The organism is Xanthomonas sp. 3307 (assembly GCF_014199735.1).
Taxonomy (GTDB): Bacteria; Pseudomonadota; Gammaproteobacteria; order Xanthomonadales; family Xanthomonadaceae; genus Xanthomonas_A; species Xanthomonas_A rydalmerensis.
In genome coordinates, this window is the sequence record NZ_JACHOG010000010.1 from 13,093 (window position 1) to 25,617 (window position 12,525).

Consider the following 12,525-nt stretch of genomic DNA (forward strand, 5'->3'; position numbering starts at 1 on the left):
GACGGGACGCCAGTATCGCCCGCCCTGCGTCGGCGGCTTGCGTATTCACGCTACGGCGATTCGGCGGTCACGTTGCCTGTACAACGGACTAGGGGAGACTGCACGCACACCTTCAGCGGAGGAAGACACGATGAAAACGATCAATGCACGCACCCTGCTTGGCGCCACCCTGGTGGCCGGTTTCGCGTTCGGCGCGGGCCAGGCGTTCGCAGCCGGCCAGGCCACCAGCGCCAAGGACCACGGCACCATGGGCCAGCAGGACACGATGCAGCACGACACCACTGCCCATGACGCCAGCCATCACGACTCCAACGAGCCGGTCACCGACACCTGGATCACCACCAAGGTGAAGGCCGATCTGCTGGCCACCAAGAACGTGTCGGGCACCGAAATCAAGGTCGATACCGTCAACGGCACGGTGAAGTTGTCCGGCACGGTCGCGACCAAGGCGGAGAAGGACAAGGCCGTGGCGGTTGCCAAGAAGATCAAGGGAGTCAAGAAGGTGGATGCGGCCGACCTGACGGTCAGCGCCGCTGCCAAGAAGTAAGCATTGCGATCCGCGGCCGCGGGTGGGGTGCGACGAGGCGCCCCACTCGCGACACCGGCCAATGGCGCACCCTGCGGGGTGCGTTTTTTTTGGGGCGGAGTGGCGTAAATTCGCGACCTGCATCGCATTTCGCGCCGTTTTGACACCCGCTCAGACATCATGCCTTCATGTTCGTCAACGGATCGCGCGCAATGTTGGACACCCAACCCCACCCGGCCGCGGGGCATGCGGCTTCGGCTGCCGAAGCGCTGGGCGCTGCGCTGTCCAGCCGTGACACGCAGACGTCGCCGCTGCTGCCCGCGGTGCGCAGGCTCGAAGTGCAGTTGAGCATGTTGTTGACGACTTTCCATGACGATGCCGGTTTCTGGCCGGCGTTCACGACGCTGATGCAGGAACTGGATCAGGGCCTGAGCCAGTCCGAGCGCCGCCGCCTGCGTGGTCACGCCGATTTCCTGCTGGTCCGCGCCGGCATGCCGGCCTGGACCCTGGCCGGCACCCACGGCGCCGCCCCTACACTGGCGCGCCAACCCTGAGCGGCGCGCGCGGGTGGCGCTTCGGCGGCGGCCTGCCGCCGGTACCGCCGTGCGTGCTGGCTGGGATAGCGTCCACGCCGCTGGCGCGATCGGGGGGTCGCACGCTCGCTGAACAATTTATCTGCTGCCGGGGAAGATGGGCGACAATGCGCGCCCGCGATGGCCGCAGCCGTTCCTTCTTCTAACGCACCGCTATGCAGACCATCGCCAAACACGATGCTTGGGACCGCTGGCGCCTGCCGCTGCTGGCCCTGGCCGTCGTCCTGATCGTCATCCTGCCCTCGCTGCTGCTGCGGCAAATGAATGCCAGCACCCTGCGCGCTGCCGACTGGGTCGGCCACAGCCAGGAGGTGACCGCCACGCTGAACGCGATGGAAGCGGACATGCGCGACATGGAGTCGGCGGCGATGGCGATGTCGCATGGCGTGCAGTCGCCGATCCTGACCGCGCGCTTCAAGGAGGCGCGCGCGTCGTTGCAGCCGACCATGGCCCACCTGGCCGAACTGACCCGCGACAATCCCGACCAGCAGATCCGCATCGGCCGCCTGCAGAGCACGCTGGAACGGCGCGGCCTGCTGGCCGAGCGCATCGCCCAGGCGCGCGATCCGGAGCGGATCCGCGCGCTGATCCAGGACATGACCGCCGACAATCCGGTGCGCGGCCTGATCGCCGAGCTGCAGCGGCGCGAGGACGAACTGCTGAGCGAGCGCACCGCCGACGCCGAGCAGCGTCGGATGCTCGCCTCGATGATGAGCTGGACCTCGCTGGTGGTGCAGCTCCTGCTGCTGGGCCTGGTGATCTGGCTGCTGCAACGGCAGATCGGCCGGCGCCTGGACGCCGAGCGCCACATGCTGCGCGCCAACGGCCGCGCCGCGGCGGTGCTGCAGACCGTGCGCGAGCCGATCGTGCTCCTGGACAATGGGCAGCGGATGCTGATGCACAACACCGCCTTCGCCGAACTGTACGGCATGGACCTGGCGGATCCGCCGAAGCTGCTCGCCGACGTCGGCGACGGCGTCTGGCAAGATCCGGTGATCGTGCAGCGATTGGCCGACGTGCTGCTGCGCGGACGCGAATTGTGGGATTTCGAGCACGAACAAGTCGGTGCCGACGGCGTACCAAGGACCATGCTGCTGAATGCGCGGCGCATGCCGCTGCCGGACAGCGAGGACGAAGTGGTCTTGATGACGGTCAGCGACATCACCCTGCAGAAAACCGCGCAGCAGCGCATCCAGGAGCTGAACCGGCAGCTGGAGGGCAAGGTCGAGCAGGTGTCGGAAGTCAACCGCGAACTGGAGGCGTTCAGCTACTCGGTCTCGCACGACCTGCGCGCGCCGTTGCGCCACGTCGCCGGCTTCGCCGACAAGCTGGCCCGCCACCTGGGCGACAGCGCCGACGAGAAGAGCCGGCACTACCTGGAGGTGATCGGCACTTCGGCGCGGCGCATGGCCTCGCTGATCGACGACCTGCTGGTGTACTCGCGCCTGGGCCGCAGCGCGCTGCGCCTGCAGGCGGTGGACATGCAGTCGCTGGTGGCGGAGACGCGCTCGGTGCTCGACGCCAACTACCAGTCCGACCACGGCGACAGCGGCCACCGCATCGAGTGGACCATCGCGCCGTTGCCGATCCTGGTCGCCGACGAGAACATGATGCGGCAGCTGTGGCTGAACCTGCTCGGCAATGCGGTCAAGTACAGCGCCAAGCGCGAGGTCGCGCAGATCCAGGTCGACTATCAGGTGCAGCCGGACGGCAGCCATCACTTCAGCGTGCGCGATAATGGCGCCGGCTTCGACATGACCTACGCGGCCAAGCTGTTCGGCGTGTTCCAGCGCCTGCACAAGGCCAGCGAGTATTCCGGTACCGGCATCGGCCTGGCCAGCGTGCGTCGCGTGCTGACCCGCCATGGCGGCCATATCTGGGCCGAGTCCGCCCCCGAACAGGGCGCCACCTTCCATTTCGTCCTGCCTCCGGCGCCCGAAGCGCCCACTACCGAGTTCATCGCATGACCGCCATCCGCACCATCCTGCTTGCCGAAGACAGTCCCGCCGACGCCGAAATGGCGGTGGATGCGTTGCGCGACGCGCGCCTGGCCAATCCCATCGTGCACGTCGAGGACGGCGTGGAGGCGATGGACTACCTGCTGCGCCGCGGCGCCTACGCCGACCGCGAGGAAGGCCTGCCGGCGGTGCTGCTGCTGGACATCAAGATGCCGCGCATGGATGGCCTGGAAGTGCTCAAGCTGGTGCGCAGCGAGGAGTCGCTCAAGCGCTTGCCGGTGGTGATCCTGTCGTCCTCGCGCGAGGAAAGCGACCTGGCCCGCAGTTGGGACCTGGGCGTGAATGCGTATGTGGTCAAGCCGGTGGACGTGGACCAGTTCTTCACCGCGGTGAAGACCCTGGGAACCTTCTGGGCGCTGATCAACCAGGCGCCGGACAAAGAGTAAGCGCGCATGCCCACCACCGGCCCCAGGCTTGGCCCGATCCGGATCCTCATGGTGGAGGATTCGCCGGAGGATGCCGAGCTGCTGTCCGATCAGCTGCTGGAGGCCGGCCTGGAGGCGGTGTTCCGCCGCGTGGAAAGCGAGCCGGCGCTGCGCGAGGCGCTCGGCGAGTTCGCCCCGGACATCGTGCTGTCGGACCTGAGCATGCCCGGTTTCTCCGGGCACGAGGCGCTGCGGGTGGTGCGCGAGGACGGCAACGCGGTGCCCTTCATCTTCGTCTCCGGCACCATCGGCGAGGAGACCGCGGTGGAGGCGCTGCGCGACGGCGCCAACGACTACATCATCAAGCACAACCCCACGCGTCTGCCGTCGGCGGTGGCGCGCGCGATCCGCGAGGCCCGCACCGAACGCGAGCGGCAGCGGGTGGAGCGCGAACTGATGCGCGCGCAGCGGCTCGAGAGCCTGGCCCTGCTCGCCGCCGGTCTCAGTCACGACCTGCGCAACATCCTGCAGCCGCTGCTGATCGTGCCGGAACTGATCGTCGGGCGCAGCGACGATCCGCAACTGCGGCATCTGGCCGACGTCATCGCAGAGTGCGGCCGGCGCGGCCATGAGATGGCCGAGTCGATGCTGTCGTTCGTGCGCGGCTCGCGCACGCCCAGCGAGCCGGTGCGCCTGGCCGAGCTGTTCCAGGCGGTGCAGATGCTGCTCAAGAGCAGCCTGCCGGAGCGGGTGACGCTGAAGGTGGACGTGGCCGATCCGACACTGTCGATCGAGGCCAATTACACCGAGCTGCAGCAGTGCCTGCTCAACCTCGGCCTCAACGCGATCCAGGCGATGCCGGACGGCGGCCAGCTCAGCTTGTCGGCGACGCCGGCGATCGGCGCCGACGGCAGCGAGCAGGTGCGCATCCTGGTCCGCGACAGCGGCATCGGCATGGACGCGGAGACTCAGGCGCGGCTGTTCAGCCCGTTCTTCACCACCAAGCCGGACGGTACCGGCCTGGGCCTGATCTCGTGCAAGCGCATCGTCGAGAGCTACGGCGGCCAGATCGGCGTGGACAGCACGCCGGGCGAGGGCACCTGCTTCGAAATGCTGATGCCGCTGCGCGCGACGGCGCCATCGGCCGAACCGGAGTTGTCGTTGCCGATGGGCAAGGGCCAGCGCGTGCTGCTGGTCGACGGCGAGGCCACGCGGCTGTCGCTGCTCGGCAATGCGCTGTCCAGCCAGGGCTATCGTCCGCAACTGGCGTCCGACGGCGCCGCCGCGCTGCGCGACGTCGAGGAGCACGGCCTGCCGGATCTGATGATCGTCGACAGCGACATCATCCTGCTGTCGGCGGTGCGCCTGCTGCTGGCGCTGCAGGACCTGGGCTACCAGGGCCCGGCGATCGTGCTCGAGGACACCGGCACCCACCTGGAACGCGACCACTTCCCCGCCGACATCGCCGTGCACGTCCTACGCAAGCCGCTGGAAATGCAGCGCGTGTTCCGTGCGGTGGCGCATGCCCTCGAAAGCGGTTGAGGAGCTGGGATTGGGGATTGGGGATTCGTTGTGAAGCGGGGATTCGGGAGTCGGGATTGGGGATTCGCAGAAGCGGGTTGCGCTGGTCTGATAGCGCCTGTTTGAACCTCTCTGCGATTTCCGCGATGACGCTGGCCTCGCCGTTGCTGTTGCCTGAAACGAATCCCTAATCCCTAAATCCCGAATCCCTGCTTCACAGCCAACCCCCAATCCCAACTCCCCAATCCCAGCCTTTCACTGCTGCGCCGACTGGTCTTCCGGGTCGCGGCGGGCCGGGGCGCGACGCGGGGGCAGGGGCGGCAGGGTGTCGCGGGAGGTGTCGTCGTGATCGGCGGCCAGCGCCGGTTCCCAGGGGAAGCGCGGCAGGGTGCGCACGGCGTTTTCCAGCTTGCGCGACCAGGTGTCGTGGATCTCGGCGTACAGCGGGGTATCGGCTTCCAGGCGCATGCGCTCGGTGACGCGCAGGTCGTTGCGGCGGATCAGCGCCACATCGATCGGCATGCCCACCGACAGGTTGGAACGGATCGTCGAGTCCAGCGACACCAGCGCAGTGCGCGCGGCGTCCTCCAGTTGCATCTCCGAGCGGATGATGCGGTCCAGGATCGGCTTGCCGTACTTGGATTCGCCGATCTGCAGATACGGCGTCTCCGGCGAGGTGGCGATGGCGTTGCCGAGCGGATAGATCATGTACAGCCCGGGCCGTTCGCCGGCGATCTGCCCGCCCAGGATCAGCGTCGACTGCACGTTGACGCCGCTGTTCTGCGACTGCTCGGAGAGCTTGATCTGGCTGGACGCCAGCACTTCGCCGACGTACTCGGCGACCTCGAACAGATGCCGGAAGGTGCGCAGGCTGCGCGGCGCGTCGGGATCGTCGGCGTCGCGCTGCAGGCGCGAGAGGGTCAGCTGCGTGGTCGCCAGGTTGCCGGCCGACATCAGGGCGAACACCGCCTGGCCCGGATACTCGAACACGTGCAGCTTGCGATGCACGCGGACGTCGTCCAGCGAGGCGTTGGTACGCGTGTCAGCGGCGAAGACCAGGCCTTCGTCCACTTCGATGCCGACGCAATATGTCATGGCGCTGCCAAAAACCAGGTACGTCCCGATTCTATGCGGGGTGGCTCTGACTTGGCTACCGTTGCTGGCGGCAACCGGGTGGCCCGGAGCGGGCTCGGGGCGCCCTGTACATCCATCAGAACAGCTCGATGCGTTGCACCCCGGCCTGGCCGTAGCGTGCGTGGTGGCCGTCCTGGCTGAGGTACTGCGCGACCAGGGCGCTGGGGTCGCCGACGTCGCCGCTGCTGCGCTGCCGCAGCACCGTCTGGATGCGCTCCAGCCGCTGCCGGACCACATCCTGGTACTGGATGTCGCCCAGCAGATCGACGATGCCGTTGGCCAGCTCCTGGTTGTGCGTTGTGGCGTTGGCGGTCAGGGTGTTGTGGAACGACCGCAGGTCGACATAGCTGGCCCGCAGTTCCGCGACGGTGCTCGCCAGCTTGCAGGCGTTGCGCAGCGGCACGCTTTCCTTCAGCTGGCTTTCCAGGGCGAAGCTGTCCATCGCCAGGCGTTGTGCCTGCTCGATGTTCTTCTGCACCAACTGCGCCGCGTTGGCCGAGCGGTTGGCGAGGTTGCGGACCTCCTCGGCGACGACCGCGAAGCCACGCCCGGCTTCGCCGGCCCGGGCCGCCTCGATCGACGCGTTGAGCGCGAGCAGGTTGGTCTGCGCACTGATTTCGCGCACCAGTTTGACCAGATCGCCGAGCGCGCCGATCTCGTCCACCAGCCGATGCACATTGGCGTACTCGTTGGACAGCATTTGCGGCAGCGCCAGAAGAAATTCGCCGGTTTCCTCGATCAGCTTGGTGCTGGCGACGATATCGTCCTGCAGGCTCACGTTGTTGTGCGCCGAGTTGTGCAGGTATTGCAGCAGTTCATCGGAATGCTTGCGCAGCGACTCCAGCTTGCGAAGGATGTTCAAGGCCGAATGCTCGGTTTCCTGGATCACGTCCTGCAGGCGCTCGTGCATCGCCACATCCAGTTTCGCCCCGGCCTCGGCGTCGACGCGCTGGTTGTGCGCCAACACGCGGCCTTGCGACGCGCTCGCTTTCAGTTCGCGCCAGCCCGCGAACGGCAGCCGGAACAGCCACAGCGCCAGTACGGCGGCGCCGAGCACGGCGATGCCGGCGGCGAGCGTGGCCTGCAGCAGCGGACGGCCGCTGGCATGGCCGAGCAGGAGCCAGCAGCCAAGCCATTGCCAGGGCACCAGCACGGCGAGGCCGCACAGCAGGTGCCGTCGGAAGCGCGCCAGCGGATCGGGAGAGGAAGCGGGGGCTAGCATGGGAGAAGCGTCCTTTCGGCTATGCGCCGGGCAGCACCTGTTTGATCACCTGCAGAAGCTCGGTGGGGGCGACCGGCTTGACCAGCCAGCCGGTCGCGCCCAGGGTCTTGGCTTCGTCACGCCGAGTCTGCTGGCTTTCCGTGCTAAGTACCAGCAGCGGCGTGAAGCGCAAGCCAGGCAGTTGGCGTGCCTGGCGGATCAGTTCCAGGCCGTCCATGTTGGGCATGTTGATATCGGTGATGATCAGGTCCGGGCGCGGCCCGCTGCGCAGGCGCTTGAGCGCCTGCACGCCGTCGCTGGCGGTCTCCACGGTCAATCCGCCGGACAGCTCCAGGCTGCTGCGCAGACTCATGAGCATCGTGGCTGAATCGTCGACAAGGAGGATGGATTTGGACATTGGGTGGGGGTTCCTTGAATCAGGGATGGAGGGCGGAATGCAGCCATTGCCGCAATTGGGAGTCCTTTGGCCAGGCGGACACGCCGGCCTGCGTCGCCATCAACGCCTGCAGCACCGCGGTATGCAGGTGTTCGCAGTCGGCGCAATTGAGCTTGGCATTGCGGTTGGCCTGTAGCCACGCCAGCAGCGTTTCGGCGTCTTCCACGCTGACCACGCCGGCCAGGGTGGCGGAGCGCTTGCGATACGCGATGGGCATCAGAGCAGCTCCTTGGGATTGAGGACCATCAGCACCGAGCCGTCGCCGAGCAGGGCCGAGCCGGCGTAGCCGCCGAGTCCGGCAAGCACGCCGCTCATCGGCTTGAGGAGGATGTCGGTGGTGGCGCGGAAGTCGTCGACGAGGATGCCGACGTGTTCGCCTTCCACGCGCACCACCAGGGTGGCCAGCGCGTCATCGGCGTTCGGGCGTGGCGGCGCGTCCAGCGCCAGCAGGTCGTTGAGGGCCACCAACGGCACGATGCGGTCGCGCAACGTGGCGGTGCGCTGTTGCTTGATGGTGCGCACCGACGACTGCGGCACGCGCACGGTCTCCACGACCTGGTCCATGGGGATGCCGAAGATCTGTCCGGCGGTCTCGATCACCATCACATTGCTGACCGCCATCGACAGTGGCAGCGTCAGTCGCAGGCGCGTGCCCTTGCCCGGGGTGCTGTCCAGGCCGATGCTGCCGTTGACCTTCTCGATCGCCGAGCGCACCGCGTCCATGCCCACGCCGCGGCCCGACAGATCGGACACCGTCTCGGCGGTGGAAAAGCCTGGTGTGAAGATCAGCCGTTGCGCGTCCACGTCGCTGAGGTTGTCCAGCGCCGCTTCGCTGATCAGGCCCTTGGCATACGCCTTGCGCTTGATGACGTGCGGATCGATGCCGCGGCCGTCGTCGCTGATCTCGATGAGCACGCGGTCGGCTTCCTGCTGGGCGCGGATCAACAGGCGCCCGACCGCCGGCTTGCCGGCGGCGCGACGCTGCTCGGGCGTTTCCAGTCCATGATCGAGGCTGTTGCGCAGGATGTGGATCAACGGATCGGCCAGCGCTTCGACGATGTTCTTGTCGGCCTCGGTGTCTTCGCCCTCGATCACCAGTTCCACCTCCTTGCCCAGCTTGCGCGAGATGTCGCGCACCAGGCGCGGAAAGCGCTGGAAGATGAACGACAGCGGCAGCATGCGCACCTGCATGATCGCGTCCTGCAACTCCTCGGCGATCCGGTTGATGACCGCGTACTGCGCCTTGATCTCGCGGCCGAGTTCGCGCACGCGGTAGTGCTCCTCGGCACGCGATGCCAGGTAGGGCAGCCCGTTCTTGGCGACCACGATCTCGCCGATCAGGTCCATCAGCCGATCGATGCGGGCCTGGTCGACTTTCAGGATGCGCGAGCCCTGGCCGCCTTCTTCGCTGCGCCGTGCGCCGGCGTCGGCACCCGATGATGGCGCCGTTGGCGCGGCGATCGTATCGGCGGGTTGCGTCGTCGTTGCAGGCAGCGCGGGCGTCGCGTCGCGGGTGACGACGGGCGTTGCGTCCACAGCGGGTGGCGTGTCGGGTTGCGTCGCCGCGGCGGCTGTGGGCAACTGCCGGGCATGGCGCTCCAGCCAGTCCAGCAGCGGTTGTGCCGAGTGGCTGACCAGGCTCATGTCCAGGGCATCGGTCAGCGCTGGCTGCAGTGCGGTCTGGCCGCTGGCGGCGCAGCAGGCCGACAGCGTCGCGCCGACGCCGAGCAGACTGCCCGGCGACAGCGGATCGGCCTGGCCCAGGATCTGGCGTTGCGCCTGGATCAGGTTGCGCAAGGCGATCTGCTGCGCCGGCGACAGGGCGACGGCGGCGGCCGCGCTCTGCGCGACCGCATCGTCTTGCCGCAGCACCCGCCGCAACAGCGCCACATCGGGCACGGCGCAGTCCAGCAGCAGGTCCAGCCAGCGCAACGCCGAGGCGCTGCACGAGGTTTCCGGGCACTGCTCCAGGCGTGCCTGCACGTGCTGGCGCAACGCGGACAGGTCGCCGCCCTCCAGCACCGCCAGCGCGTCCTGCTGGAATGCCGCATCGTCGGCCCAGGCGCCAGGCTGTCCCTGCGCCACGACCAGCGCCGCTGCCGGCACCGAGTGCCGCACGACTTGCTCGGTGACATAGCGGAACAGGTGGTCCAACGCCTCGGCGCTGGCGCTGCTGAGCGCGTGGAACACCACTTGGCAGCGATAGATGTCCAGTTCGGTCGGCGGCGCCCAGGGCGCCAGCGGCTGCACGCGCGTCCAGTGCGTGTCCGGGATCTGCCGCATCAGGTGCAGCGGATCCTCGCCCTTGAAGAAGCAATCCGGTTCGGGCTGGTACACCACCCAGTGCAGCGTCGCGCCGGCGCAGGCCTCGCGGAACAGCTGCATGCGCAGCGTTTCGGGCATCTGCTGCAGTTCGGCCTGAAGCTGCGCATCGACGCTCGGCTCGGTGTCCTGTGCGCCCTGCACGTGTGGCGCGTCGTGCGCCGTCGTCACCCGGGCGTGGGCGGTGTCGGTGTCCATCAGGGCCCGCAGTCCCGCCGCCAGCTGCCGGGTGGCCGCGGACTCGGCGATGCGTTCGGCGCCCTCTTCGAGCAGGTCCAGTTGCGCCGCGACCTCGTCCATCGCCTCGAGCAGCGTATCGGCGAGGTCGCGCGAGTAGGCCACGCGCCCGTGGCGCACCGCATCCATCAGATCCTCGGCCGCGTGCAGCAGCCAGGTCATGCCGGGCAGTTCGAACAGGCCGCTGTTGCCCTTGAGGGTATGCACCATGCGGAACAGTTCGTTCATCAGGGCGTCGTCGTCCGGCGCCAGCTCCATCTCGATCAGATGTTGGCCGATCGATTGCAGCAGGTCGCGCGACTCGGCGATGAACTGGGCGAGCAGGGGATTCACGCGGCGATCTCCCCGAGCAGCAGGCCGGCATAGATCAGCAGTTCTTCCGGCTTGGCCGGCTTGACCAGATAGAAGTTGGCGCCCGCGGCGTAGGCCTTGCGCTCGTCGATCGGATCGGACTCGGTGGAGATCATCAGCGCCGGCGCCTGCGGAATCGGTTGGTCGCGCAGTTCGCGCAGGAAGCCGTAGCCGTCGAGCTTGGGCATGTTGACGTCGACCAGGTAGAGGTCGTAGGGCGCACACAAGGCCTTCTCCAGCGCCTCGATGCCGTTGATCGCTTCTTCCACGCCGTGCCCGGCGCTTTCCAGAATGCTGCGGTGATACAGCCGCACGGTCGCGGCGTCGTCGATGATCAGGATGCGTTTCACCGGTCCTCCAAGGGCTTCTGGTAGACGATCGCTTCGGGGAACTTGCGAACGCGGAACAAGGACGAGATGCGGCTCATCGACTCCGAATGCCCCAGGCAGACGAAGCCGCCCGGCACCAGCGCCTCGTAGAAGGTCTCCGCGGCCCGGCGTCGCGACAGGTCGTCGAAATAGATCAGCAGGTTGCGGCAGAACACCACGTCGAAGCTGTCGTGGCCGCGCACGTCGTCCGCATCCATCAGGTTGACGCGGGTGAAGCGGACCGCATCGCGCACGTCGTCGCAGAGCTGGAAGCCGTCGGCCTGTTTCTCGAAATACCGCTGCAGGACGCTGGGGGGCAGATGCTGGATGGAGCGCGCGCTGAACAGGCCCTGCTGCGCCTGGCGCAGGATCGCGGTGTCGATGTCCGATGCGATGATTTCCACGTCCCAGTCGTTGATGCGGTTCCAGTACTCGAGCAGATACAGCGCGATGGAGTAGGGCTCCTCGCCGGACGAGGACGGCAGCGACCAGATCCGGATCGGCTTGCGATCGGTCTTGCGCGCGACGATCTCCTCCATCAGCGACCGGACCAGGCAGCGGAACTGATACTCCTCGCGAAAGAAGTACGTTTCGTTGACCGTCATCAGGTTGGTCAGCGTCTGCAGCTCCTGCCCGGAGGCTTCGAAGCGCAGGGTCACGAAATAGTTGCGGAAATCGCCGCTGTCGGTGTCGCGGATACGGTCCAGCAGGCGCTTGTCGACGAAGTAGCGCTTGCTGTCGTCGAAGCGGATGCCGGTCTTGCGGTAGAAGAATTCGCGGAACTTGTGGAAGTCCGCGTCGCTCAGCGACATGCTCATGTCACGGGGCTTCCAGGCGTTGCAGGGCGAGGTCGGCCGCGAAGCGGATGAACGGGTCGTCCGGAAAGCGTTGCTTCAGCCGCTGCAGCGGCCCGCGCGCGCGCGCGCTGCCGACTTCGCCGAGCAGGTCGACCGCGGTGGCGCAGACGTTGCTGTGCGCGTCCTGCTCGATGACCTGCAGCAGCCACTCCTCGATCTCCGGATGGCGCAAGGATTCGAGGATGTTCACCGCGAAGATGCGCACGTCCGAATCGGGGTCGGTCAGCAATTGGCTCATTAGCGGCGCCACTTCCTCCGGCAACTGCTGCATCGCCGCGATGGCTTCGTTGCGCAGCGCGGCGTCTTCGCTGCGCAGGCAGTCCACCAGGCCCTGCAGCGCAACCGAATCGCGCAGGTGTGCCAGCGTCAGCAGGATCGCTTCGCGCACGCTGGGGCTGCTCTCGTTCTGCAACTGCGCGACCAGCGCTGCGGCGGCATCGGGGTGCGCCTGCAATTCACGGGCGGCAGTACGACGCTGTGCTGCCGAGTCGGCAGCGAGTTGCGCCAGCAGGTCGGCGTAGTCGGTTCCGCTGTCGGTGGGGAGGGCGGCGCGGGAAGGAATCAGCGGCATCGGG

Annotated in this window: 13 protein-coding genes; 5 read left to right on the forward strand and 8 right to left on the reverse strand. The window is 67.4% G+C overall.

Annotated elements, in window-relative coordinates:
* Positions 1-130 precede the first annotated feature (130 nt).
* The 5 genes from GGR64_RS18725 (at position 131) to GGR64_RS18745 (ending at position 5,044) form a co-directional block, all read left to right on the forward strand.
* Positions 131-547, forward strand: coding sequence for a BON domain-containing protein (locus tag GGR64_RS18725; RefSeq protein WP_160966785.1), 417 nt, complete (start codon positions 131-133; stop codon positions 545-547).
* Between the two features lie 167 nt (positions 548-714).
* Positions 715-1,080 (forward strand): hypothetical protein, encoded by a 366-nt coding sequence (locus GGR64_RS18730; RefSeq protein ID WP_184647715.1) that lies wholly within the window; start codon positions 715-717, stop codon positions 1,078-1,080.
* A gap of 194 nt (positions 1,081-1,274) precedes the next feature.
* Positions 1,275-3,086, forward strand: a complete 1,812-nt coding sequence (locus tag GGR64_RS18735) for an ATP-binding protein (RefSeq protein WP_184647717.1) — start codon at positions 1,275-1,277, stop codon at positions 3,084-3,086.
* The gene (locus tag GGR64_RS18740) at positions 3,083-3,523 is read left to right on the forward strand and encodes a response regulator (RefSeq protein ID WP_010343137.1); all 441 of its coding nucleotides are present in this window, start codon (positions 3,083-3,085) and stop codon (positions 3,521-3,523) included. The genes GGR64_RS18735 and GGR64_RS18740 overlap by 4 nt, the downstream gene beginning before the upstream one ends.
* Before the next feature lie 6 nt (positions 3,524-3,529).
* The gene (locus GGR64_RS18745) at positions 3,530-5,044 is read left to right on the forward strand and encodes a hybrid sensor histidine kinase/response regulator (RefSeq protein ID WP_184447177.1); all 1,515 of its coding nucleotides are present in this window, start codon (positions 3,530-3,532) and stop codon (positions 5,042-5,044) included.
* Positions 5,045-5,278: 234 nt separating this feature from the next.
* On the opposite strand, the gene GGR64_RS18750 is transcribed toward GGR64_RS18745, so the two are convergent.
* The 8 genes from GGR64_RS18750 to GGR64_RS18785 all read right to left on the reverse strand — a co-directional run bounded on the left by GGR64_RS18750 (position 5,279) and on the right by GGR64_RS18785 (position 12,521).
* A complete protein-coding gene (locus tag GGR64_RS18750; protein ID WP_184647719.1) occupies positions 5,279-6,118 on the reverse strand; it encodes a 20S proteasome subunit A/B in 840 nt (279 codons plus the stop codon).
* 115 nt (positions 6,119-6,233) lie between these two features.
* Positions 6,234-7,379, reverse strand: coding sequence for a methyl-accepting chemotaxis protein (locus tag GGR64_RS18755; RefSeq protein WP_184647721.1), 1,146 nt, complete (start codon positions 7,377-7,379; stop codon positions 6,234-6,236).
* Positions 7,380-7,398: 19 nt separating this feature from the next.
* Complete coding sequence (locus GGR64_RS18760) at positions 7,399-7,776, reverse strand: response regulator (protein ID WP_160966797.1); 378 nt, start codon at positions 7,774-7,776, stop codon at positions 7,399-7,401.
* 19 nt (positions 7,777-7,795) lie between these two features.
* Entirely contained in the window at positions 7,796-8,032 is a 237-nt protein-coding gene (locus tag GGR64_RS18765; RefSeq protein ID WP_160966798.1) for a hypothetical protein, read from the reverse strand.
* The gene (locus GGR64_RS18770) at positions 8,032-10,707 is read right to left on the reverse strand and encodes a chemotaxis protein CheA (protein ID WP_184647723.1); all 2,676 of its coding nucleotides are present in this window, start codon (positions 10,705-10,707) and stop codon (positions 8,032-8,034) included. The genes GGR64_RS18765 and GGR64_RS18770 overlap by 1 nt, the downstream gene beginning before the upstream one ends.
* Positions 10,704-11,075, reverse strand: coding sequence for a response regulator (locus tag GGR64_RS18775; protein ID WP_160966800.1), 372 nt, complete (start codon positions 11,073-11,075; stop codon positions 10,704-10,706). The genes GGR64_RS18770 and GGR64_RS18775 overlap by 4 nt, the downstream gene beginning before the upstream one ends.
* Positions 11,072-11,911, reverse strand: a complete 840-nt coding sequence (locus tag GGR64_RS18780) for a protein-glutamate O-methyltransferase CheR (RefSeq protein WP_160966801.1) — start codon at positions 11,909-11,911, stop codon at positions 11,072-11,074. The genes GGR64_RS18775 and GGR64_RS18780 overlap by 4 nt, the downstream gene beginning before the upstream one ends.
* A 1-nt stretch (position 11,912) precedes the next feature.
* Positions 11,913-12,521: a HEAT repeat domain-containing protein gene (locus GGR64_RS18785; protein WP_184647725.1), complete on the reverse strand. Its 609-nt coding sequence runs from the start codon at positions 12,519-12,521 to the stop codon at positions 11,913-11,915.
* Positions 12,522-12,525: the final 4 nt, after the last annotated feature.